23 protein-coding genes are annotated in these 23169 nt (G+C 73.4%); 11 read left to right on the forward strand and 12 right to left on the reverse strand.

Annotated features, from left to right (window positions below):
* Positions 1-83 precede the first annotated feature (83 nt).
* The 5 genes from ACVGV0_RS04330 to ACVGV0_RS04350 form a co-directional block, all read right to left on the reverse strand.
* Positions 84-896: an FAD binding domain-containing protein gene (locus ACVGV0_RS04330; protein ID WP_459158555.1), complete on the reverse strand. Its 813-nt coding sequence runs from the start codon at positions 894-896 to the stop codon at positions 84-86.
* Positions 893-1405, reverse strand: coding sequence for a (2Fe-2S)-binding protein (locus ACVGV0_RS04335; protein ID WP_459158556.1), 513 nt, complete (start codon positions 1403-1405; stop codon positions 893-895). Before ACVGV0_RS04335 ends, ACVGV0_RS04330 begins: the two co-directional genes overlap by 4 nt.
* 20 nt (positions 1406-1425) lie before the next feature.
* Positions 1426-3702: a xanthine dehydrogenase family protein molybdopterin-binding subunit gene (locus ACVGV0_RS04340; protein WP_459158557.1), complete on the reverse strand. Its 2277-nt coding sequence runs from the start codon at positions 3700-3702 to the stop codon at positions 1426-1428.
* Positions 3703-3809: 107 nt separating this feature from the next.
* Complete coding sequence (locus tag ACVGV0_RS04345; protein ID WP_459158558.1) at positions 3810-4601, reverse strand: HpcH/HpaI aldolase family protein; 792 nt, start codon at positions 4599-4601, stop codon at positions 3810-3812.
* Between the two features lie 25 nt (positions 4602-4626).
* Positions 4627-5583, reverse strand: coding sequence for an NAD(P)-dependent oxidoreductase (locus ACVGV0_RS04350; protein ID WP_459158559.1), 957 nt, complete (start codon positions 5581-5583; stop codon positions 4627-4629).
* A gap of 610 nt (positions 5584-6193) precedes the next feature.
* On the opposite strand from ACVGV0_RS04350, the gene ACVGV0_RS04355 reads away from it, so the two are divergent.
* Positions 6194-6550 (forward strand): hypothetical protein, encoded by a 357-nt coding sequence (locus tag ACVGV0_RS04355; RefSeq protein WP_459158560.1) that lies wholly within the window; start codon positions 6194-6196, stop codon positions 6548-6550.
* A 255-nt stretch (positions 6551-6805) separates the two neighbouring features.
* Here the strand turns inward: ACVGV0_RS04355 and ACVGV0_RS04360 are convergent, their stop codons facing one another.
* Complete coding sequence (locus ACVGV0_RS04360; RefSeq protein WP_459158561.1) at positions 6806-7105, reverse strand: hypothetical protein; 300 nt, start codon at positions 7103-7105, stop codon at positions 6806-6808.
* 143 nt (positions 7106-7248) lie between these two features.
* Between ACVGV0_RS04360 and ACVGV0_RS04365 the strand changes: the two genes are divergently transcribed.
* From ACVGV0_RS04365 to ACVGV0_RS04390, 6 genes are all read left to right on the forward strand, one after another.
* A complete protein-coding gene (locus tag ACVGV0_RS04365) occupies positions 7249-8142 on the forward strand; it encodes a helix-turn-helix domain-containing protein (protein WP_459158562.1) in 894 nt (297 codons plus the stop codon).
* A gap of 14 nt (positions 8143-8156) precedes the next feature.
* On the forward strand, positions 8157-8342 hold the full coding sequence (locus ACVGV0_RS04370; RefSeq protein ID WP_459158563.1) for a DUF397 domain-containing protein: 186 nt from the start codon (positions 8157-8159) through the stop codon (positions 8340-8342).
* Between the two features lie 194 nt (positions 8343-8536).
* Positions 8537-8845, forward strand: coding sequence for a hypothetical protein (locus ACVGV0_RS04375; RefSeq protein WP_459158564.1), 309 nt, complete (start codon positions 8537-8539; stop codon positions 8843-8845).
* Between the two features lie 58 nt (positions 8846-8903).
* A complete protein-coding gene (locus ACVGV0_RS04380) occupies positions 8904-9476 on the forward strand; it encodes a DUF3558 domain-containing protein (protein WP_459158565.1) in 573 nt (190 codons plus the stop codon).
* Positions 9477-9509: 33 nt separating this feature from the next.
* Positions 9510-10754, forward strand: a complete 1245-nt coding sequence (locus ACVGV0_RS04385; RefSeq protein ID WP_459158566.1) for a hypothetical protein — start codon at positions 9510-9512, stop codon at positions 10752-10754.
* Positions 10754-11581: an ESX secretion-associated protein EspG gene (locus tag ACVGV0_RS04390; RefSeq protein ID WP_459158567.1), complete on the forward strand. Its 828-nt coding sequence runs from the start codon at positions 10754-10756 to the stop codon at positions 11579-11581. The genes ACVGV0_RS04385 and ACVGV0_RS04390 overlap by 1 nt, the downstream gene beginning before the upstream one ends.
* Positions 11582-11710: 129 nt before the next feature.
* On the opposite strand, the gene ACVGV0_RS04395 is transcribed toward ACVGV0_RS04390, so the two are convergent.
* Together ACVGV0_RS04395 and ACVGV0_RS04400 are read right to left on the reverse strand one after the other, a co-directional pair.
* On the reverse strand, positions 11711-12598 hold the full coding sequence (locus ACVGV0_RS04395) for an SDR family oxidoreductase (protein ID WP_459158568.1): 888 nt from the start codon (positions 12596-12598) through the stop codon (positions 11711-11713).
* 339 nt (positions 12599-12937) lie between these two features.
* Positions 12938-13447 carry a DUF305 domain-containing protein gene (locus ACVGV0_RS04400; RefSeq protein ID WP_459158569.1) on the reverse strand — a complete coding sequence of 170 codons (510 nt, stop codon included), beginning with the start codon at positions 13445-13447 and terminating at the stop codon, positions 12938-12940.
* Positions 13448-14036: 589 nt separating this feature from the next.
* Here ACVGV0_RS04400 and ctaD point away from each other — a divergent pair.
* From ctaD to ACVGV0_RS04420, 4 genes are all read left to right on the forward strand, one after another.
* Positions 14037-15794, forward strand: a complete 1758-nt coding sequence (gene ctaD / locus ACVGV0_RS04405; protein WP_459158570.1) for an aa3-type cytochrome oxidase subunit I — start codon at positions 14037-14039, stop codon at positions 15792-15794.
* 121 nt (positions 15795-15915) lie between these two features.
* Positions 15916-17160, forward strand: coding sequence for a phosphoserine phosphatase SerB (gene serB, locus ACVGV0_RS04410; protein ID WP_459158571.1), 1245 nt, complete (start codon positions 15916-15918; stop codon positions 17158-17160).
* Between the two features lie 190 nt (positions 17161-17350).
* Positions 17351-18088, forward strand: coding sequence for a peptidyl-tRNA hydrolase (locus ACVGV0_RS04415; protein WP_459159923.1), 738 nt, complete (start codon positions 17351-17353; stop codon positions 18086-18088).
* A gap of 188 nt (positions 18089-18276) precedes the next feature.
* Positions 18277-18726 carry an ester cyclase gene (locus ACVGV0_RS04420; RefSeq protein ID WP_459158572.1) on the forward strand — a complete coding sequence of 150 codons (450 nt, stop codon included), beginning with the start codon at positions 18277-18279 and terminating at the stop codon, positions 18724-18726.
* Between the two features lie 617 nt (positions 18727-19343).
* Here ACVGV0_RS04420 and ACVGV0_RS04425 read toward each other — a convergent pair.
* The 4 genes from ACVGV0_RS04425 to ACVGV0_RS04440 are packed head-to-tail and all read right to left on the reverse strand — an operon-like array spanning position 19344 to position 23167.
* Positions 19344-19952: a CbiQ family ECF transporter T component gene (locus ACVGV0_RS04425; RefSeq protein ID WP_459158573.1), complete on the reverse strand. Its 609-nt coding sequence runs from the start codon at positions 19950-19952 to the stop codon at positions 19344-19346.
* Positions 19949-20623, reverse strand: a complete 675-nt coding sequence (locus ACVGV0_RS04430; RefSeq protein WP_459158574.1) for an energy-coupling factor ABC transporter ATP-binding protein — start codon at positions 20621-20623, stop codon at positions 19949-19951. Before ACVGV0_RS04430 ends, ACVGV0_RS04425 begins: the two co-directional genes overlap by 4 nt.
* Positions 20620-21741, reverse strand: a complete 1122-nt coding sequence (locus ACVGV0_RS04435; protein ID WP_459158575.1) for a thiolase family protein — start codon at positions 21739-21741, stop codon at positions 20620-20622. The genes ACVGV0_RS04430 and ACVGV0_RS04435 overlap by 4 nt, the downstream gene beginning before the upstream one ends.
* On the reverse strand, positions 21734-23167 hold the full coding sequence (locus tag ACVGV0_RS04440; RefSeq protein WP_459158576.1) for an AMP-binding protein: 1434 nt from the start codon (positions 23165-23167) through the stop codon (positions 21734-21736). The genes ACVGV0_RS04435 and ACVGV0_RS04440 overlap by 8 nt, the downstream gene beginning before the upstream one ends.
* Positions 23168-23169: the final 2 nt, after the last annotated feature.

Below are 23169 nucleotides of genomic sequence, written 5' to 3' on the forward strand. Positions count from 1 at the left end.
CCACCCCGACACGTCCAGCGCCCGACCGGAGGGCACCCGGACCGCCCGGACCGGGACACCCCGGCCCGGGCGGCCTCCGGTGGTCAGCGCGCGGCGTTGTCCAACGCGCGCCGCACCAGCACGCGCGCCAGGTGCTCGCGGTACTCGGAGCTGGCACCGGCCTCGTCCGCGGGGGAGGTGCCCTCGGCGGCGCGCTCGGCCGCGTCCGCGCGGCCCGCCCCCGACTCCAGGGCCTGCTCCACGCCCGCGGCGCGCAGCGGGGTCGGGCCCATGTTCACCAGCCCGACGCGGTGGCCGCACACGGCCACCCCGACCACGGCCCAGTCGATCGCGCGGCGGGTGAACTTCTGGAAGTCCCAGCCCAGGCCCGCGGTGCTCGGCACCCGCACCTCGGTGAGCACCTCGTCCTCGCCGACGGCCGTTTCGAAGAAGTCGGCGAAGAACTCGGCCGCGGGGACCTCGCGGGTGCCGCTCGGCCCCTGCGCGACGAACACGGCCTCCAGCGCCAGCAGCACCGCGGGCAGGTCCGAGGCGGGGTCGCCGTGCACCACCGCGCCGCCGATCGTGCCGCGGTGGCGCACCTGCGGATCGCCGATCGTGCCCGCGGCGTGCGCCAGCAGCGGCGCCTCGGCGCGCAGCACGTCCGACGTGGCCAGGTCGTGGTGGCGGGTGAGCGCCCCGATGCGGATCAGGCCGCTCTCGCCGCGGACGTAGGACAGCTCGCGGAGGCCGCCGACGTCGACGAGCACCTCGGGCGCGGCCAGCCGCAGCTTCATCAGCGGCAGCAGCGAATGCCCGCCCGCGAGCAGCTTCGCGTCCTCGCCGTGCTCGGACAGCAGGTTCAGCGCCTCGTCCACCGAGCTCGCCCGGCGGTAGGTGAATCCGGCGGGGATCATGCGCCACCTCCCGTGCGCTCGGCGGAGCCGTGCGGGCCCGCGCTGGTGGCGGCGCCGTCCCGGGCCGCGCTGAGCAGGGCCCGCACGATGTTGTGGTAGCCGGTGCAGCGGCACAGGTTGCCCTCCAGCCCCGAGCGCACGTCCTGCTCGGTGGGCTCGCCGTTCTCCCGCAGCAGCGAGACCCCGGCCATGACCATGCCGGGGGTGCAGAAGCCGCACTGCAGGCCGTGCTCCTCCTGGAAGGCCCGCTGCACCGGGTGCAGCTGGTCGCCGTCGGCGAGGCCCTCGATGGTGGTCACCTCCCGGCCGTCGGCCTGCGCGGCGAGCACCGTGCAGGACTTGACGGACTCGCCGTCCAGCAGCACGGTGCACGCGCCGCAGGAGGTGGTCTCGCACCCGGTGTTGGTGCCGGTGAGCCCGCAGGCCTCGCGGAGGTGGTGGACCAGCAGGGTCCGGTCCTCCACGTCGTGCTCGCGCGGCTCGCCGTTGACGTTGATGGAAACGTGCACGAAAGCTCCTCGAAGGTCGTTCAGCGCCGGTCGTTCGCCTGCCGGATCGCCCGCCAGACCCGCTCCGGCGTGGCGGGCATGTCGAAGTGCCGCACCCCCAGGTGCGCCACGGCGTCGATGACCGCGCTGTGCACCGCGGGGGTCGAGCCGATCGTGCCGGCCTCCCCGATGCCCTTGGCTCCCAGCGGGTTCAGCGTCGTCGGGGTCTCCTGCTCGAGCAGCTCGAAGCTCGGCAGGTCGGGCGCGGTGACGACGGCGTAGTCGGCGAGGGTGCCGGTCTGCGGGTTGCCCTCCTCGTCGTAGGACATGTGCTCCAGCAGCGCCTGCGCCGCGCCCTGGGCGATGCCGCCGTGCCGCTGCCCCTCGGTGAGCACCGGGTTGAGCACCGTGCCCGCGTCGTCGACCGTGATGTGCCGCCGGTGCTCCACCTTGCCGGTCTCGGTGTCCACCTCGACCACGGCCACGTGCGCGCCGAACGGGAACGTGGGCCGGTCCTCGGTGAAGTGCTCGTCGGCGGCCAGCTGCCCCTCGCTGCGCGAGGCCAGTTCCGCCCAGGACACCGACACGTTCGGCGAGCCGCGGACCCGCCAGGACCCGCTCCGCAGGTCCAGCTCCAGGTCCTGCTCGTCGATCTCGACGAGTTCGGCCGCCAGCGCCCGGCCCTTCTCCAGCACCTGCTCGGTCGCCCGGTGCACCGCGGTGCCGCCGAGCTGCAGCGACCGCGACCCCATGGTGCCCACGCCCCGCGGGATGCGGTCGGTGTCGCCGTGCACGACCTCGATGCGGTCGAGGTCGATGCCCAGCTGGTCGGACACGAGCATGGCGTAGGAGGTCCAGTGGCCCTGCCCGTGCGGGGAGCTGCCGGTGAGCACCAGCGCGCTGCCGTCGGGCCGGATCTCGACGTGGCCGGTCTCGCCCGCGGTCGCGTCGGGCGCGGTGATCTCCACGTAGGCCGACACGCCGATGCCGAGCTGGTGCACGTCGCCGCGCTCGCGCCGGCGCCGCTGCTGCTCGCGCAGCCCGCCGTAGTCCGCGGCGGCGAGGACCGCGTCCAGCGCCTTCTCGTACTCGCCGGTGTCGTAGACCGGGCCGCCCGACGTGGTGTACGGGAACTGCTCGGGACGGATGAAGTTCCTGCGCCGCACCTCGGCCGGGTCGGCGCCGATCTCGGCGGCGAACAGGTCCACGGCGCGTTCGACCGCGGCGGTGGCCTCCGGGCGCCCCGCGCCGCGGTAGGCGCCGACCGGCGTGGTGTTGGTGACCACCGCACGCGCGGTGGACCGCACCCGCGGGATGTCGTACACGCCGGAGACCATCATGCGGGTGAACGTGGGCAGGAACGCGCCCAACCGCGGGTAGGCGCCGGTGTCCTGCGTGATGTCCAGCCGGTAGGCCTCGATGGTGCCGTCGCGGCGGCCGCCGATCGTGATCGTGTGCCACTGCCCGCGGCCGTGCGTCATGCCGAGCATGTTGTCGCCGCGGTCCTCGCCCCACCGCACCGCCCGGCCGCTGCGCCGGGCCAGCCACGGCAGCAGCACGGATTCCTGGTCGATGCCGATCTTCGCGCCGAAACCGCCGCCCACGTCGGGCGTGACAACGCGGATCTGCTCGGCCGACAGCCCCAGGTTCTCCTGCACCACGTCGCGGCAGGACTGCGCGTTCTGGTTGGACAGCCACAGCGTGACCTTGTCGCCGTCCCAGGCGCAGGCCGCGGCGCGGCCCTCCAGCGGCACGGCGGCGACGCGCTGGTTCTCGATCTCGCGGGTGACGACGACCTCGCAGTCGGCGAAGATGTCCTCGTCGGCCTCGCCGGCGGTCCCGACGGTGTTCGTGCCCGCCTCGTCGAACAGCACCAGCTCGTCGCGGGCGGCCTCGCGGGCGTCGATGACCGCGTCGAGCGGGTCGTAGTCCACTTCGACGAGTTCGGCCGCGTCCTTGCCCTGCGCGCGGGTCTCGGTGAGCACGGCGGCGACGGGTTCGCCGGCGTAGCGCACCGTGCCGCGGGCCAGGTGGGGTCTGCTCATGGCCTCCGGGGCGGGGCCGCCGAGCTGCCCGCCCGGCCCGAGCGGCGGGAGGTCCAGGTCCGCGCCGGTGAACACCGCGACCACGCCGGGCCGGGCGAGCGCTTCGGCGGTGTCGATCGCCGTGATCCGGGCGTGCGCCACGGGGCTGCGGACGAACGTCACGTGGACGGCGCCGGCCAGTTCGGGTTCGTCGAGGTCGTCCACGTAGGTGCCGCCCTCGGTGAGCAAACGCGGGTCTTCGCGGCGTTCGACCCGGGTGCCGAGAATGCTCAATGCTTCCTCGCAAGCTTCGTGGTGGGAAGGGAGCGGTGGCGGTCGGTTCGGGAACGCCGACCGGGCCGGGCGCGCCGGGGCACCGCTCCGCGGCGGGTCATCGACTCTCAGGCGTACGTCGTGGAGCGGGGCGTCACCTGCCCTTCCGTTCCGCGGATGTGCCGGATCCCCTCGGTGGCCGCCCGGCGCATGAGGGTGGCGTCGGTGGCGAGGGTCAGCATCCGGAACCCCATGTCCTGCCACCGCTGGGCGGTGGGCGCGTCGGCGCAGTGGATCCCGGCGACGGCGTCGTTGCGCTCGCAGCTGGCCAGGACGGACCGGACGAGCTGCTCGTGCTCGGGCTCGACCACGTCGAGGCGCGGTGCGATCCCGTGCCCCAGCGCGAGGTCGGACGGGCCGACGTAGGCCGCGTCCACACCGGGCGTGGACAGGATGTCGTCCATGTTGCGCACCCCGTCGGGGGTTTCGATCATCGCGGCCACGACGGTGCGGTGGTTCGCTGTCTCCGGCGAGTAGTCGGGCACGTCGAACGAGGCGCGGATCGGACCCCAGCTGCGCGTGCCCAGCGGCGGGTACTTCGCCGCGGCCACGGCCGCGCGCGCCTGCTCGGCGTTGTCCACCATGGGCACGATGACGCCCTGCGCGCCGGAGTCGAGGGCTTTCATGACGTGCTCGGGTTCGTTCCACGGCACGCGCACCAGGGTCGGGGTTCCGGTGGCGTGCAGCGCCTGCAGCATCGGTACCAGCGCGTCGTAGCCGATCAGCCCGTGCTGGGTGTCCACGCACACCCAGTCGAAGCCGCACCTGCCCACGAGCTCGGCGGCGAACGGGCTGGGGATGGAGCACCACCCGCCGACGCTCGCCGGTTCCGTCCGCAGGGTTTCGCGCAGCGCGGTCATCGTGCTCCTCCGTTGGTCGGCCGGATCATGCGAGAACACCGGTGCTGACGTGGTTGACGACGTTGAGCGGCGGCCGCCCGGCGAGCACCCGCCGGACGTTGGTGGCCACGCCCTGCTGCAGGCGTTCGCGGGCCTCCACCGTGACCCCGCCGATGTGCGGCGTGAGCAGGACGTTGTCCAGTCCGCGCAGCGGTGAGCCCTCCCCGGGCGGCTCCTGCTCGAACACGTCGATCGCCGCCCCGCCCAGGCGTCCGGCGCGCAGCGCCGCGGCGAGCGCGGCCTCGTCGACGACGCAGCCGCGGCTGGTGTTGACCAGCAGCGCGTGCTCGGGCATGCGGGCCAGTTCGGGCGCGCCGAGCAGGTGGTGCGTGTCCTCGTCCAGGGGCACGTGCGCGGTCACCGCGTCGGAGCGCGCCAGCAGCTCCTCCAGCGGCACGGCCTCGGCGCCGGACACGCCGCGCACGGCGATGTCGTGGTAGAGCACCCGGCAGCCGAAGGCGCGCAGGCGCGTGAGCACGGCCGTGCCCGTGTTGCCCATGCCGAGGATGCCGACGGTCAGCGAACCGAGCTCGCGCCCGGTGCGGCGCTGCCACCGGCCGGCGTGCATCTCGCGGTCGCACACCGGCACCTGCCGCAGCAGGTTGAGCAGCCCGAGCACGACGAGGTCGGCCACGCCCTCCCGGTTGTAGGAGGTCACGTTGGCGACGGGGATGCCGAGTTCGGCGGCGGCGCGGTGGTCGATGACGTTGTGGCCGACGGCCGGCTGCTGGACGAGCCGGCAGCGCCGCATGCTCGCCAGCTGCGCGCGGTCGAGCCGGTGGTGCTGGCGGTTGTCGCCGATGACGACGTCCGCCTCGGCCAGCGCCGCCGCCGTCTCCGCCGGATCCGCCCCGTCCGCCACGTGGACGTCGATGTCGTTGTCACCGGCGAGGCCTCGCACGTGTTCGGCGGAGAACGGGGCGAGACACGCGATCCTGGCCACGGATCCTCCTCTGCTGCGCGGGAACTGGCCCGCGGGTGTAGCGGATCTTGCGGAGCTGCTCCCGACCGCGCGGAGCTGCCGGTTTCCCGCTGCTGCCCGCGGCTTCCCTCGGCTGCCCGGAGCTTCCCGCGGCTGACCGGAGCCGGGGCGTGCCGCGGGAGGTCAGCGGGAGCGGGGAGTCGTCCGGTGCTGCGGCCGCGCGCCTTCGCGAGTCCACTGTGGACTTCCTGGGGGCGGTGCGTGCGCGCGGCGCGTCGCGCGGATTCGCGCGGGGAGGGGTGGACACCGCGCGCCGAGGGCGTCGGCGTGCGCGGGCGCGAAGGTCATCCAGCGCCTCCTGTCGTGAACGGCGAGCGCGGTGCGCACGTGATCGGCGCTGCCTCGCTGCCGCGACCCTAAGCCAGGGCGGTTGTGGCGTGCAATACACCGCTCGATGTCCGGTGGATCGAACGCGGAGCGGCGGGCTCCCGCTTCGGCCGGCGGTGCTCGGCGATGCGGGGAGGGGTCCCGCGCGGCGGCGCCGCCACGCTTTCCGGGCGCGATGCGTGTCACACCCGCCCGTTGCGGGCATCCTGGAGGTGAGGGTCCCGGTGTGCAGCGAGGTGGCGCGATGGCGGTGACGGGGGAGCTGGCCGATCTGCGGCGGCTCGTCGGCCAGCTGCGGAGCACGGTCAACACCCTGCGGGTGCGGCACGGCGAGCACCCGCAGCTGAGCAGCGTGGACGAGGACGTGGAGCGGCTGGAGGCCGATATCGCCGCGCTGGGCGGTCTCCTCGGGCAGCTGCCGCAGCAGCGGCCCTCAGCGGGGGCGGGCGCCCGGCCCGGCGTCGCCGGTCCGGGCGGGGCTGCCCCGGGCGGTGGAGCCCGGGAGGAGAGGACGGTGTTCATCCCGGAGGCCGCCCACGACCCGTCCCTGTGGCAGCACGTCGACGACGAGGGGCTGGGCGGCCAGGTCCACGGAGGGTGAGCCGGGGCGGCGGTTCCGGTGCGGCTCGACGTCCGCGCCCCTCCGGTGCGCGGTGGCCGGGCCGGCGCCGCGCGGGAGCGCGCGCACGGGCGCGCCTGGCCCCGCGTCCCGTGAGCGCTCGCGGGCGGATGCCCGGGTCGGCGCCGGCCGCGGCTGCCCGCCGGGGGAAGCGCTCCGCGGTGCGGGGGCTGCCGTGCGGGAAGGCCCCAGCGGTGCGCGTTCCCGTGCTGCTTCGCCGGGGAGTCGGTGCGCGGCTCACCTCGGAGCGCGGGGCGCGCACCGGTCGTGCCCGCCGCAGTCGGCGCGGCAGCTCTCCTGCCGTTCGCGCGGACTCCGCGGTTCGTGCGGTTCCTGCTCCTGCCGTGCGCGCAGCCGCAGCTCCAGCAGCGCGGCGTTGCTCGACCGGGCGAGCGCTTCCAGGCCGGTTTCGGTGGCGGTCAGGTGGAAGATCTCGTGCCGGTCGGCGAGGCGAAATTCGACCTCGTCGGTGCAGATCGCGTAGTCGATGCTGCACCGGTCCACGTACGCGGCCGCCGTGACTTCCAGCCCGCTCATGGGAGCTCTCTTCGTTGGCGTGCGGGTTCACCGCTACCCCTGGCGAGATCGCGGACGTTCTAGACTCCGCATGATGACCGGAACAAGGGGCAACTTACCCCTAGGTTAAAGGGCGACTTGCCCATGATCACTAACTCGAACGAGTGGACAACGTCGGAGGGTTTGTCGTGGTCAACGCGCGCCCCACTGTCGAACGTCGGCAGCTCGGCCTCGCGCTGCGCCGTTTCCGCGAGGAGGTCGGCTGCTCGCAGCTCGAGGCGGCCCAGCGGATCGGGCGCAGCGACGCCAGGGTCAGCCGCGTCGAAGAGGGCCTGGCCACACTGGGTCCCGGGGAACTGACCGCGCTGCTGGATCTCTACGGGGTCGGGGGCGCTGATCGCGAGGCCGTGCAGACCCTCGGCGTGCAGTCGCGCCAGCGGCAGCCGCGCCGACCGTACGTCGACTCGTTGCCGGGTGCTTACCAGCGGCTTTCCGATTTGGAGGCGGCCGCGACGGGCCTCTTCGCGTACGAGGCCGGCGTCGTGCCGGGGCTGTTGCAGACGCCGGATTACATGGATGCGCTGTTCCAGGCGGCCGAAGGGGTGTGGTGGCAGCCTGCGGGCAGCAACCGGCAGTCGCGCGCCCGGTTCCGGGCACGGCGGCAGGAGGCCATGTGGGACAGCGGGACTGTGCAGAGCGTGCACTTCGTGCTCGGTGAAGCCGCGCTGGACGAACTCGTCGGGGACCGCTCGGTGATGACCGCCCAGATGGACCGGCTGCTCGCCACCGGTGCTGCCGAGGGGGTGACGGTGCAGGTGTTGCCGTGTTCGGTGCCGAACAACCCGGCGCTGGGCGGCGGGCTCACGCTGTTGGAGTTCGGTGACGCCGTGCCGCGAGTCGGGTTCGCCTCGGTTGTGCACGGGCCCTCCGCGTACTTCGACACCGCGGAGGACACCGAGGCGATGTTCCGAACCCTGCAACGACTCGAGCACCTGGCCCTGGACGTGCGCGATACTGCTGACGCGATCGCCGAGAAACGCAAGGAGTGGGCGCGTTGAAGGATGCGTTACCGGTGCGGAACTGGTTCAAGAGCAGCTACAGCTCCAACAACAGCGACAACTGCATCGAGGTGTGCGTGCGCGAGAGGCACGTGGCGATCCGTGATTCGAAGGATCGCGCGGGGCCGCGGTTGTGGCAGGATTCGTCCGGTTGGGCGCGTTTTCTCGCCGCGGTGCGCGCGGGGCGCTTCGAGGGGTGAGGCCGGTCTTCGGCGCTGTGCGGCTGCGCGCGTCTTCGCGACTGCTCTTTTCGGGGGGTCTGCGTGCGGATGGACCCAGCGGTGGAGTGATCATCACCACACGTCTCGTTGTGCGATTCCGCTGCGTCCGGTGAGGGGCGTTCGAGAAGATGGCTCGCTGCAGGCGAGTGCGTCCCAGGGGAGGAGGCGTAGAGGTGACGGGTTACGGCGTGGACCCGGAGGCGCTGCGCGGCGCCATCAACAAGCTGAAGCAGACGCGGGAGCGCCTGAGGTCGCTTCGAGAGGAGTCTCAACAGCTGGAGCCTGGGGAGTTGACCGCGAAGGACAACGCCACGCAGGTCGCCTACGACGCGATGAAAAAGCGGGCGGTGGGCCAGGAGGGCTCTCTGTCCTCCCACGTGGAAAGTTTGGTCGAGAAGCTCGACGCGAAGATCCAGGCGTACGAAGAAACCATGCGGGAGTACGAGCAGCGGGATCGCGACGCCCTTTCCGGTCGGGTGTGAGCGGGCGCGGCTGGTGCGCAGGAAGGTGTTCGGAGGTAGTTCGTTGAGGCGTGGAGCGATGGCCGCGGTGGCGCTCGTGTGCGCCGGTGCGCTGGCTGGTTGCGCGAGCGGCGGTGGTGATGAGGGCAAGGGGACCTCGGATGAGGCGCAGGGGGAGCCCTCGCCGGAGCAGCAGTCGGGGGTGCAGATCGACACCCCGAAGGACGCGTCGCAGGTGGATCTGTGCGGTCTGCTCTCGCCGCAGTCGGCAAAGGAGTTCGGCTTTGCTCCTGAAGGTAAGCCAGATAGCTCGATCACAACCGGTGAAGACGAGTGCAGTTGGAGCAATTTCGACGAGGGTGGCGGATTGAACTTCTCGGCGATCGGCGACCGCTCCCTGCAGAGCTACCTCGACAACCGCGACCAGTACGCGGACTTCGAGCAGGTGGAGATCGCGGGGCATCCCGCGGTGCGGGCGAACAAGGGGACTCCGCCGCAGGAGGGCGGCCGGTTCTGCGACTTCTTCGTGGCGCTCAACGAGAACCAGGTGTTGGCCTCGCAAGCCACGGCGACGAATCCAGGCGTCGATGATCCGTGCCAAATTTCTCGCCAGGGTGCGGAGGAAGCCGTGTCGAACATCCCGGCGAAGTGACTCGGTCGGAAACAGCGTGATGGTGGGGGTTTCGTGAGTACGGAAATCGTGTCGCTCTGCTACCAGAGCCCGGCGAAGGAGTACCGCAAGCAGATGGGCGGCTCGGTGGAGGCGACGAGCCTGCCGAGCCCCACGCAGGAGGGCATCCGGGCCTGGGAGCGGGTCGGCGAGGAATTCGACGGCATCATGGAGGACGTCGCCGATGCGCTGCGGAAGGCCGAGGCGGCGCACCAGGGCCGCGCCGCCGACGCGGCGAACGCCTCGATCGCCGAGATCAAGCCGCTCGCGGAGCAGGCGGCGGGCACCGCCCGCGGGGTGAAGGGCTCGCTCGAGCAGCAGGTGCAGTACCAGCACACGGCGTTCAACGACCTGCCCGCCCCGGGGCAGAAGCTGGAGAACGGCCGGCCGGTGCAGCTCGACCCGCCGGAGAAGGGCTGGGTCGAGAACGCGGGGCTCGACGACAACGTGATCACCGGCTGGATGAGCGACTACGAGGAGCGGCAGGAGGACTTCGCCGCCACCAGCGAGAAGGCCGAGAGCGCGATGCGGCGGTACCGCTCGGAGACCGAGGGCGTCGTCGACGGCACACCGCGGTTCGACCAGCCGCAGCAGGACGAACCGGCCTCCCCGCCGCCGAGCAGCACCCGCAGCGCGAGCGCGGACTTCTCCGGCACCGGCGTGGGAACGGCGACCCCGACCGCGACCTCCTCCGCCTCGGCGGCCCCGGCCGCCGCGCCGAGCGCGGCGTCCACCACGACCCCTTCGCCGTCCGGACCCGCGCCGACGAGCTCGTCCTGGGCGAACTCCGCGGGCGTTCCCGGGCACGGCGGCATGCTGTACCGGCAGAACCCGCAGACCGGCGCGTGGGAGCGGCAGAACCCGCACAACGGCCGGTGGGCGGCGGCGCCCTACGGCCCCGGCGGCCCCGGAACCGGAGGTGGCCCGCGAGCCGCGGGAGCCCCCCGTTCGGCCGGCGCTCCCGGTGCGCGTGCAGGGACACCCGGTGCGCAGGGCAGCCAGGTCGGTCCGGGCGGGCGCTCGGGCGTCGGCAATCCCGCCTCCTCCGGCGGTCCGAACGCGGGCGCCAACGCCGCGTCGAACGGCTCGCAGAACGCGCGCGGCGGCCCGATGGGCGGGCGCGGTGCCCAAGGGGGCGGCCAGGGCGAGGAGGACGAGCACGAGCGTCCCAGCTGGCTGGTGGAGAACGAGGACGTGTTCACCAACGACATGCAGCGGGTCGCGCCGCCGGTGCTCGGCGACTCGGGCGAAGGGCGCTGATGAGCACCCGGGCGCAACGGCAGCTCAGCTTGTCCCCGGAAGCCGTGCACTACCTGTGCGAGCGGTTCGACCTGCGCCTGCACCCCATGCTGCGCGTGGGGTGGCTCCCGGTGGGGGCCACGGAGGACGACCAGCGCGAACTGGCCCGGCGCGGGCACGACGAGCTCGCCCGGCAGGGTCTGCTCGACGAGGGCGATCCGCACCCGTTCGTCGACGACGCCCTGCACCTGCTGGCCAAACCGCCGCTGGCGGTCGCGCTGGCCGCGCGCGTGCCCGGCGGCGAGGACTTCAACGCGGTCCTCGTCGAGCACGGGCGGGACACGATCCAGGCCTACCAGCCCGACGGGGAGAACGCCGAGCAGGTGCGGGAGATCCGGCTCAGCCGGCACGAGTTCGGCGGGCCCGCGCGCAACGCGGTCGACCTGCTCGGCGGGGTCGGCGCGGCCAGCGGCGGCTCGGTGTCGCTGCCCACCGAACAGCTCGACCGGGTCGGCAGCGGGCGCGGCAGCGGCGGGCTCCTGCCCGCGCTGCGCTCGGCCGGGATCTCGGGCAGCGATGCGCAGGTGCTCGTCAAGGCGCTGACCGGTGAGCGCACCATGGACGGCGTGTTCACCGCGCGGGCCTACGACCGGACGTTGCGGCGGGTCCGCAAGCTCGGCAGCAACCTGCAGTTCTTCACCACCACCGAGGGGACCTACTTCCTCCGCCGCAAGACCGGTGGTGACGGGCGCGAGTGGTGCACCATCGCACCGGCGGACAACCGCAAGCTCGTGTCCCAGCTGGAGGAGATGGCCAAGGAGTTGGCCGCGCAGTCCGCGCGCGCCTGACCGGGCGGACGCGCGGTGCTGCACCTCCCGCGCGGAGGGCGGGCGCCCGGGTGCGCGGAGCAGGTCAGCTGCACCCGGGCGCCCGCCGGTCTCCCCGCGGGCGCCGGGCCGCGGGGACGCTGCGGGCCCTCAGCGCTGGATGCGGGTGTTGCGCGCGCTGAGCTGCCGGCCGAGCTCGGTGACCTCGCGCTCCATCTTCGGCACGAGCCGGCGCTCGGTGGCGAGCATGAAGCGGCTCACGAGCTTCGAGGCGGGCAGGTTGCGCAGCCAGTGCATGAGCATGATCGCCCGCGGGACGTAGATCCGCCGCGCGCGGCGCTCCACGCCGTCGGCCATCGCCCGCGCGCAGTCCTCCACCGTGGTCGTCGTCCGCATCGGCCACGGCAGCTTGGAGCGCATCTCGCGGAACGTCGGCAGGTCCTGCGAGGCGTCGCGCACCAGGTCGGTGTCGACCCACGACGGGTGCGCCGAGCCGACCGACACGCCGAGGTAGGAGACCTCGGAGTGCAGCGCGCTCGCCAGCGCCTCGGCGCCCGCCTTGCTCGCGGTGTAGGCGGCCATGCCCGCGACGGGGGCGAACGCGGACAGGGAGGAGACGACGAGGACGTAGCCGCGGCGCTCGATGATGTGCGGCAGGGCGGCGTGCACCGTCTCGAAGACGCCGTTGAGGTTGACGTCGACGGTCTTGCGGAACGCTTCCGGGGAGCTCGTGCGGACCGTGGACAGGGGCGCCAGGCCGGCGTTGGCGATCACCGCGTCGAGCCCGCCGAAGTGCTCGACCGCGGCGCTCACCGCGTTGCCGATCGACTCGCCGTCGGTGACGTCCGCTTCGGTCCAGAAGTGGTCGGGCCCGAGCTCGTCGGCCACGCGGGCCAGCTCCTCGGGTTCGAGGCCCACCAGGGCCAGGCGCGCGCCGCGGCGGGCGAGCTGCCGCGCGGTCTCCGCGCCGATGCCCCGGGCGGCGCCGGTGATCAGCACGACTTTGCCGGAAAGGACGGGACCGGACGACTTCGCCATGAGGGCCTCCCTGCTGAGTGCGACCTGGAGCCCGTTCCGCGCCCCTGCGTCCCCGCGGAGGGAGCCGGGACAGGCTCTTACCGATCAGTAGGTTACTGATAGTAGGTTTTCTCGCCCGGCGGCGGAAGGGGCTGCGGCGAGTCGGCTGCGGCAGCGCCCGGCGCGGCGGAGAGCGGCCCGGCGCGGCCCGTCGGCACGAAGCCCGGCGCCACGAGAACGGGCACCGCGAGGCCCGGCACCACGAAAACGGGCCGACGCGAACGGCGCACCGTTTCGCGTCGGCCCGGGTGTGCGGGACGCCGGCTGCGCGGGCGCGGTGCCGGCACCGCGCCCGCGGGATCAGTTCAGCGCCCGCAGGTCCGCGATCTCGCTCTCCGCCTGGGAGGAGACCTGCTCGGCCAGCTGCTGGACCTCCGGGGGCTGCTGACCCCGGGAGACCGCGTTGTCGGCCAGCTGCAGCACGAACTGCTCGAGCTCGAGCGTCGTCGACGTCCACCTCTCGCGGAACTGCTCGCCGCTGAGCGAGGAGAGCTCGTCGAGCTCCGCGCTGGTCGGCAGCCCCTCGGTCTCCTCGAGCACGGCGTCCTCGACGTTGCTGCGCACCTCCTGCGGCAGCGCGTCCAGGCGGGACTGCGCCTGCTGCCCGAGGCGGTCGGCCAGCTCGCTGATCTGCTGGTCCTGGCTCTGCCGGCCGATCTCGGCGAGTTCCACGACGCGCTGCTGGCTGGCGACCAACTGCTGCTGGAACTCGCGCCCGGAAGCCTGCTCGCCCTCGCCGCCCTCGGCGTTGCCGGCGCCCTGGGCGCTCTCCTGGGCGTGAGGCGGCGGCGTGCCCGGCGCCGGGGGCATATCGCTCGGTTCCTCCGACGGCGAGCAACCCGCGAGTGCGAGCCCGCCGGCCAGCACGGCGCCGATGATCGTGCTCCTCCGCACGTGCTTCCCCTCCAAGTGTGCGTTGGTCGTCCCAGCGCGGCCCGACCGGTGCGCTCCGGTCCGACGAGCCGGCGAGACCCGCCCGGCGGATCACCCGGTCCCTCGGTGCTCCCGCGGTCCGCGATCGCGGCTCGCCGGTGCGTGGGCTGCCGGAACCTCTCGGCCGTAGGTTAACCGGCGCCGGATCGGTCCGTCCGGGCGAGGTCACCGGAGCGGGGGCGCGCCGGCGAGATCCACCGCGGTGTTGCGCGATGCGGATCACAGCGGGATCCGCCGTGTCGCCTCCGTCTCACCGGGGGTGATCAGCGGTGGCCTCATGACTAGGTTGGCTACAGCCCGCTGCTCGTGTGCGCATGGGCGGCGACTAGTATTCCGCGGGAGACAGGCAGCGCCGCGGGCGTCCGGCACCGGAGTGCACGCGCGCTGCCGAACCGTCGGCCCACCGGGGTCGGGGGGAACTCGGGCGAGTTCCCCGACGCATCGAGGGATCAGTGCAGGAGGCATCGTGACGGCCGTCGCGCCACAGCCGATCGCCACGCGGCCCCAACAGGGGCACAGGCCCAGCAAGGGCTCGTTCTTGCTGCGGATGTTCAGCACCACCGACCACAAGCAGATCGGCATCCTCTACCTCACCACGTCGATGGCGTTCTTCCTGATCGGCGGGCTGCTGGCCATGCTGATCCGCGGTGAGCTCGCCGCGCCGGGGATGCAGTTCCTGTCGCAGGAGCAGTACAACCAGCTGTTCACCATGCACGGCACGATCATGCTGCTGCTGTACGCGACGCCGATCCTGTTCGGCTTCGCGAACTACATCATGCCGCTGCAGATCGGCTCGCCGGACGTGGCGTTCCCGCGGTTGAACGCCTTCTCCTACTGGCTGTTCTCCTTCGGCGGCATGATCGTCATCGCCGGCTTCCTCATGCCGGGCGGTGCCGCGGACTTCGGCTGGTTCGCCTACACGCCGCTGTCGGACGCGATCCACTCCCCGGGGACCGGCCCGGACATGTGGGTCGCCGGCCTGCTCGTCTCCGGTCTCGGCACCATCCTCGGTGCGGTCAACATGATCACGACCGTGGTCTGCCTGCGCGCGCCGGGCATGACCATGTGGCGCATGCCGATCTTCACGTGGAACATCCTGATCACCAGCGTGCTGGTGCTCATGGCGTTCCCGATCCTCACCGCCGCGCTGGTCGGCCTGGCCGCGGACCGGCACCTGGGTTCGCACGTGTTCGACCCGGCCAACGGCGGCGTGATCCTGTGGCAGCACCTGTTCTGGTTCTTCGGCCACCCCGAGGTCTACATCGTCGCGCTGCCGTTCTTCGGCATCGTCTCCGAGATCTTCCCGGTGTTCAGCCGCAAGCCGCTGTTCGGCTACACCGGCCTCGTCTACGCGACCCTGGGCATCGCGATCCTGTCGGTGGTCGTGTGGGCGCACCACATGTACGCCACCGGCGCGGTGCTGCTGCCGTTCTTCGCGTTCACCACGTTCCTCATCGCCATCCCCACGGGCATCAAGTTCTTCAACTGGATCGGCACGATGTGGAAGGGGCAGCTGACGTTCGAGTCGCCGATGCTGTTCTCCGTCGGCTTCCTGGTGACCTTCCTCTTCGGCGGTCTGACCGGCGTGCTGCTGGCGATGCCGCCGGTGGACTTCCACGTCTCGGACACGTACTTCGTCGTGGCGCACTTCCACTACGTGCTCTACGGCACGATCGTGTTCGCCACCTTCGCCGGCATCTACTTCTGGTTCCCGAAGATGACCGGCCGGATGATGGACGAGCGGTTGGCCAAGCTGCACTTCTGGCTGACCTTCCTCGGCTTCCACGCCACGTTCCTGGTGCAGCACTGGCTGGGCAACGAGGGCATGCCGCGGCGCTACGCCGACTACCTGCCCTCGGACGGGTTCACCACGCTGAACATGATCTCGACGATCGGCGCGTTCATCCTGGGCGCCTCGATGCTCCCGTTCCTGTACAACGTGTTCAAGAGCTACCGCTACGGCGAGGTGGCCACGGTCGACGACCCGTGGGGCTACGGCAACTCGCTGGAGTGGGCCACCTCCTGCCCGCCGCCGCGGCACAACTTCACCGAGCTGCCGCGGATCCGCTCCGAGCGCCCGGCGTTCGAGCTGCACTACCCCCACGTGGCCGAGCGCATGCACCTCGAATCGCACGTGGGCCTGACCGGCAAGAGCCTGGGCGGCCAGCACGGATCGGGCAATTCGCACGGTGGTGGTACCGCGGTCAAGGAGCGCGAGGAGTGATCTGAGCGCTAGTACCGGCGCACCGCGGTGTGCCAGGCTGGACGTCCAGCTCGACGACGAGCCCCGGCAAGCACGCCTTGCCGGGGCTCGCGGTGTTTCGAGAGAAAGGACGTCGTCAGCCGTGAGCACAACCAACCCCAGCACGGTCCTCATCACCGTCACCGGGAAGGACAAACCAGGCGTCACCTCGGTGCTGTTCGCCGCGCTGACCGCGCACGGCGTCGACATCGTGGACGTGGAGCAGGTGGTGATCCGCGACCGGCTGACGCTCGGCGTCCTGGTGTCCACGCCCGACGACCCCGAAACCCTCCAGGAAGCGGTGGAGCAGGCCATGGCCACCGTCGGCATGTCCGTGGAGGTCGAGATCGGCGTCGAGGACGGTGACGCGGACACGCTGCGCTCCACGCACGCGGTCGTCGTCATGGGCCAGCCGGTCACCGCGCGCAGCTTCAGCGACGTGGCCCGGGCCCTGGCCGACGTCGACGTGAACATCGACTCGATCAACCGCGTGGCCGACTACCCGGTGACCGGCCTGGAGCTGCAGGTGAGCGCCCCCGAGCAGGAGGGCGAGCCCGAGGACCAGCTCACCTCGACGATGGCGGACCTGGCCGCCCGCTCCAAGCTGGACATCGCGGTGGAGCGCATCGGCCTGGCGCGGCGCGCCAAGCGGCTCGTCGTCTTCGACGTCGACTCCACGCTCATCCAGGGCGAGGTCATCGAGATGCTCGCCGCCAAGGCCGGCCGCGAGCAGGAAGTGCGCGCGGTCACCGAACGGGCCATGCGGGGCGAGCTCGACTTCGCCCAGTCGCTGCGGGAGCGCGTGGCCGTGCTGGAGGGGCTGCCCGCCTCGGTGCTCGACGAGGTGGCCGCGGACCTCGAGCTCACGCCGGGCGCGCGCACCACGATCCGCACGCTGCGCCGCCTCGGCTTCCACACCGGCGTCGTGTCCGGCGGATTCACGCAGATCATCGACTCGCTGGTCGACGACCTCGGCCTCGACTTCAGCGCCGCCAACGACCTGGAGGTCGTCGACGGCAAGCTCACCGGCCGCGTGATCGGCGAGATCGTCGACCGCCCGGGCAAGGCCAAGGCGCTGCGCCGCTTCGCCGAGTCGTTCTCCGTGCCGCTGGAGCAGTCCGTCGCCGTCGGCGACGGGGCCAACGACATGGACATGCTCTCCACCGCCGGCCTCGGCGTGGCGTTCAACGCCAAGCCCGCGCTGCGCGAGATCGCCGACACCTCGCTGTCCTACCCGTTCCTGGACACGGTGCTGTTCGTGCTGGGCGTCACGCGCGCCGAGATCGAGGCCGCCGACGCCGAGGACGGCGTGCTGCGCCGCGTGCCGCTGGAGGAGACGCTGGCCTGACCGCCACCTGCAGCAGCCCCGCGCGCTGGGGTTCGTGCAAACCCGGGCGGGTGCGGGGCGGGTGGCGGAGTGAGCGGTGCCACCCCGGCGCGGGTGCGGCGGCCGCGCGCCGGGCGGGGTGCGGACAATGGGCGGCGTGCCGGACGCAGCCGCCGTTCTCGACCCCCTGCTCGCCCGCTACGCCACCTGGATGCAGCTGCCGAGCGAGGCCACGGCCGACACCTCCGACGAGGATCCGGACGCCGTGGTGCTCATGCCGCTCGTGCTGCGCCTGGAGCGCGACGCCCCGCCGGCGCGCTCGGAGCTGCTGGAGGCGGCGGCCGCGGCCGCCCTGGCGGTGTGCCTCGACGAACGCGCCGAACCCGGCGGGACGTGGCACGACGCGGTCCTCGGCTGGACCTCCGGGCGCATCCGCAAGGTGGCGCGGCGCGCTCGCGGCTCGCACTGGCGGGCGGTCGAGGAGCTGCCCGGGCGCACGGTGCGGGTCGGCCAGGCGCAGGTGCGCGCCTTCCCGCCCGGCCGCGTCGCGGACATGCCGAAGGAGCTCACCCGGCTGCAGATCTCCGGCAGCGAGCTCGACGCCGACGACCCCGGGCCGCCCCGCCCGGACGCGCCCGTGCTGCAGCTCAACCCGGACGTGCCCATGAGCGCCGGCAAAATCGCAGCGCAAGTGGGGCACGCCACGATGTTCCTGGCCGCGCTGCTGCGCGGTGCGGACAGGCACGACGAGCTGCAGGCGTGGCTCGACGCCGGGCTGCCGTGCTCGGTGCGGGTCGCCGACGCGGCCATCTGGCGGCGGTTCGCCGCCGGCAGCGCCCGCGAGGCGTGGTTCGAGCACGGGGTGGCCCTCGTCCGCGACGCGGGGTTCACCGAGATCGACCCCGGCACCGTCACCGTCGCCGCCCAGTGGCGCCCCGGCGCCGCGTGAGGCCGGCGCCGCGTGGAACCGGCGCCGTCGGGTGCGGCGGTCCGCCCCGTCCGCAGGTGCTCCGTCCCGGCGGGCCGGCCGCGGCCAGCAGGGGAACCGGGCCGTTCGCGTGGAGCATCGACGAAAGACCCTGGTGCGTCCCCTCCGGGCGGAGCACGCTCGGCGTGTCCTCGAAGGGGGGAGCGATCATGAACCAGGCCGGTGAAATCCAGCAGCGGATGTTCGAGTGCGTGCGGCAGCACGACTTCGACGGGATCAGGGAACTGTGCCACCCGGACTACGAATACATCAGCCCTGACGGGGAACGCTCCGCGGGAGCGGAAGCCGGTGTGGCCGTCGCCGAGAAGTACATGACGGCCTTCCCCGACAGCGCGTTCGAGGTGGCAGCGGCGTACGAGTGCGGCGACACCGCGTCCGTTCGCGTGCTCGAAGTCAGCGGAACCCATCAGAACGAGCTGGAGGGGATCGCGGCGACCGGACGCGAGGTCCACGTTCACATGTGCAACATCCTCGAAGTCGAGGACGGCAAGATCCGCCGCGAGTACGACTTCTTCGACAACGCCAGCGTGCTGAACCAGCTCGGAGCGGTGCCCGCACCTCGATCCTCGGAGGAGCGGACGGAGTCCGCCAGGACCTGACCGGGATGGCGACCCGGCCGGGAGGCCACCTCCGCGTCGAACGCGGCGCGCATCGCGCACCGGAGGGCGTGAACCGCGCGCCCCCGCTTGAGGGGTCCGGCCCGTGCGACGGGCCGGGCTTCCCCGTGCGGAGGCCCGGTTCACCACCGCCCCGACGCACGGCCCGCCCGGCGCCGGGCGTTCGTCGGCCCGTGCGCGCAGGAGGGGGAGGTCGGGCCGCAGCGGAGCAGTCCGCGGGCGCTCAGCAACCGCGCACCGCCGGCCCGGCCGAACCGCTGCCGGCCCCCAGGCACAGATCGGACCCGAGAAGCGTTTCGCGATCTCGCGATCGCTAGGTCTCGGGCGGCCCTTGGTCGTCCAGGCCACTAGGTCGGGCGGCCCTGGTCGTCCAGGCCACTGCGCTCCTCGGGTCGATCCCCGGGCATTACCCCGGTAACTCACACGATGCCAAAACGCGGCGGAACGCACAACAGGGACGAAAGTCCTGAACGGGCGAGGATTCGCGGTTCCGGGGGTGGACGGGACGGCAGGGGCGCCGCACGCCTCGCACCCCGCACGCCCCGGCCACGGGCGACGGCCGCGCACGCCCGCGCCGCGCGCGCCCGCGCGAGGCCCGGTCACTCCTCGTCGCCGACGCCGCGGGCGGCCAGCGCCTCGCCGAGCTGGTCGGCGTGCCGCAGGGTGCGGACCAGGAACGGCACGGCGAAGGCGAGCACGGAACCTTCCGCGTGCCGCGCCCACTGGGCCTCGCGGGTCTGCGTGGCGATCGCGGACACCGCCGCCACCGCCTGCATCGTCAGCCCGACGAGCAGTCCGAACCGCTCCGGCCGCACCCCGAACCGGCGCAGCGGGCCGAGGCCGCGCTCCACCGCGGTGACCACGTCCTCGACCCGGGTGGTGATCGTCAGCAGGTTGGCCGCACCGAGCGCGGCGGCCAGCCGCAGGCCCACCGTCCAGGCCGCGTCCCAGCCGATCAACCACCACTGCACGAGGAACACGACGACGAGCAGCGGAACGATCAGCCGCAGCATCCGCAGGCACCGCCGCAGCGGGACGCGCGCGAGCGCGTAGGCCGCGGCCGCGAGCGCCGCGCACACCGCGAGCGCCGCCGTCCCGTCGAAGACGAGCACGACCACCGCGAGCGCGAGCAACCCGAGGAACTTCGGCCCGGCCGGCGCCCGGTGCAGGGGGCTGTTGCCCGGTTCGTACAAGCCGAGCGGAGTCACCCGATCAGCTCCCGGTACTGCGCCAGCGCCGGACGCGGCTCGTCGTCGGCGACCACGCGGCCCTCGTCGAGCACGACGACGCGGTCGAAGTCCTCCACCAGTTCCAGGTCGTGGGTGACGAGCACGACCTGCTGCGGCAGGCCGGCGAGCACGTCCCGGAAGTGGCGCTTGTTGCGCAGGTCCAGCAGGGTCGTCGGCTCGTCGCAGACGAGCACGTCCGGTTCGACGGCGAGCACCGCGCACAGCGCGAGCAGCTGCTTCTGGCCACCGGAGAGCTGGTGCGCCGGGTGGTCCACGTGCTCGCCCAGGCCGTGGCGGGCGAGGATCTCCACCGCCCGCTCCCGGCGCTCGGACTTCGCCAGACCCGTGCGGCGCAGCGAGAAGGACACGTCCTCGGCGGCGGTGGGCATGACGATCTGGCCGTCCGGGTGGGTGAACAGGAACCCGACCCGGCGCCGCACCCGGCGGCCGTCGCGCGCCGGATCGGCGCCGTCGACGAGCACGCGGCCCCGCGACGGGTTGACCAGGCCGTTGATCATGCGGGCCAGCGTGGACTTGCCGGAGCCGTTGGCCCCGACGAACGCGACGCGCTGCTCGGCCAGGCGCAGTTGCACACCCGTCAGCACCGTCCGCGCGTCGTAGGAGTGGCCCACGTCGTCGAACTCGATCACACTCGCTCCCAGACCGTCGCCGCGCCGAGACCGCCGCCGGAGGACAGCGCCGCCATCCCGGTGCGCTCCGCCTCCTGCCGCACGAGGCGGCTGAACAACCGCACCGCGAGCACCGCGCCGGAGGCGCCCCACGGGTGGCCGAAGGCGATCGCGCCCCCGTCCGGGCTGACGCGCCGCTCGTTGAGCCCGCACGCGTCCAGGCACGCCAGCGCCTGGCCTGCGAACGCCTCGTTGAACTCGACGACCTCCGGCTCGCACGCCCGCCGGGCGGCGCGCATCGCACCGACCGCGCCGAGCCCCAGCCGGTTCGGGTCGACCCCCGAGTGCTCGGCGCGGAGCAGGCGCATCCCCGCGAGCCCGCGGCGCTCCCGATTCTCCTCGGTGGTCAGCAGCACCGCGGCGGCGCCGTCGCTCAGCCCGCAGGAGTTCGCCGCGGTCGCCGTGCCCCCGGCGGTGAACGCGGGGCGGAACCGGGCGAGCCGCTGCGCGGTGAACCCGGCGCGCGGCCGGTCGTCGGCCCCGACCCCGGCGATCTCCACCAGCTCCGCGTCCAGACGTCCGGCGCGCCGGGCCGCCACGGCGCGGGCGTGGCTGCGCGCGGCGAAGGCGTCCTGCCGCGCCCGGTCGATGCCGGCCTCGGCGGCGACGAGGTCCGCCGCGGGGCCCATCTCCGGGTCGCCGACCTCGGCGGGTGCGAACGGGGCGCGCGAGTAGAAGCGGGGCGGTTCGGTCGCCGAGGACGAGCGCCACGCCCGCCACGGCATGGTCGACGGGCTCTCCGCCCCGCCGGCCAGCACCCACTCGGCCTGCCCGGAGCGCACCAGCGCCGCGGCCGTGGTGATGGCGCTGAGCCCGCTGGCGCACTGCCGGTCCACCGTCATCCCCGGCACGTCGCAGCCGAGCCCGGCGCGCAGCGCCGCCACGCGCGCCGGGTTGCCGCCGGGGCCGAGCACGTTGCCGAGCACCACCTCGTCGACCGCGTCGCGCCCGCCGTCGGCGAGCGCGGCGCGCAGCACGGGCGCTGCCAGCTGGTCGACGGGCACGTCGCGCAGGCCGTGCCCGGCCGTGGTGACGGGGGAGCGGCGGGCGGCGACGACCACCGGGGTGCGGTCAGCCATCGCCGCTCCCGGTGCTGCCGGCGCCGGTGCTGCTGGGGGCGGTGTCGGCCTCGGCCCCGGTGCTGCCGGGGGCGCCGTCGGCCTCCGGCGGCAGGTCGCGGCCGAGGAGTTCGGCCACCCGGGCGCGGGCCGGTTTCCCCGAGGCGGTGCGCGGCAACTTCCGGACCGGCAGCCAGCGGCGCGGTCGCTTGTCGGGTTTCAGCTCCTGCTGCGCGCGCTGCCGCGCCGCGGCCAGCTCGGCCTCGCCCGCGCCCTCCACCACCGCGGTGACGAGCTCGCCGAACCGGGGGTGCGGCGTGCCCGCGACGACCGCGTCGCGCACGCCGGGCACCGCGCGGAGGACGGCCTCGACCTCCTCGGCCGAGACGAGCGCGCCGCCGGTGTTGATCGTGGAGCCCTGCCGGCCCAGGATCCGCAGCGAGCCGTCGGCGCGCCGGGCCGCCCGGTCGCCCACGTCGAACCACCCCCGCTCGGTTGTCAGCGGTTCGAGCTCCCCAGCCCGCAGGCGGCCGGCGCACAGCAGCGGTGAGCGCGTCCGCAGCGCGCCGGAGCCCTCGTCGACGTGCACGTCCACCACCGGGTGCAGGACGCCGCGGCGGCCCACCGCGATCACCGAGGTCTCCGCGGCCCCGTAGTACTCGACGAGCTCGCAGCCGGGCAGCACCCGGTGCAACCGCTGCGCGAGCCGCTCGTCCACGTGGGCGCCGCCGAGCACCACGCGGCGCAGGGGCAGCGCCGCGGCCTCCTCGGGGTCCCGTTCCCAGCGGTCCAGCAGCGCCGCGAGCATCGCCGGCACCAGGTGCGCCGCGGTGACGTGGCGGCAGGCGGCCGCGGCCTCGGCGGCGCTCCACCGGTCCAGCAGCCACAGGTCGGCGCCCGCGTGCAGCGCGTGCAGGGCGGCGAACAGGAACAGCGAGGAGCTCAGCGGCCCGGGCACGAGCACGCGGTCCTCGCCGCCGATCCCCACGTCGAAGGCGTCGTAGCTGCGCAGCCAGGACTCCCGGGTGCGCGCCAGCACCCGGGGCCGACCGCTGCTGCCCGAGGTCGTGGGCAGGTAGAACGGCGTGTCCGCGTCACCGACCGGCCCGCGCGGCGGCGCGTCCTGCTCCGCGGGCGGCGGGGAGTCGCCGGGCACGAACACCGCCGGGCGCGCGTCGGCGCACACCGCGTCGAGCTCGCCGCGGCTCCACGACGCGTCGGTGACCAGCGTGGCGCAGCCGGCGAGGTCGGCCGCGAGGAACCAGCACAGCCGCGCGTGCGCGTCGGTGCCGGTGAGCCCCACCCGCACGCCCGCCGGCAGGCGCGTCGCCCCGGTGCGCACGCGGGCGGACCAGTCGGCGGGGGCGTGCTCGGTCGCCCGCCCGCCGTCGGCGGGCAGGTGCGTGATCCGGGAGGCCGGGACGCGGTCCAGGATCGGCAGGCGCACGG

The sequence above is a fragment of the Salinifilum ghardaiensis genome (genome assembly GCF_054491345.1).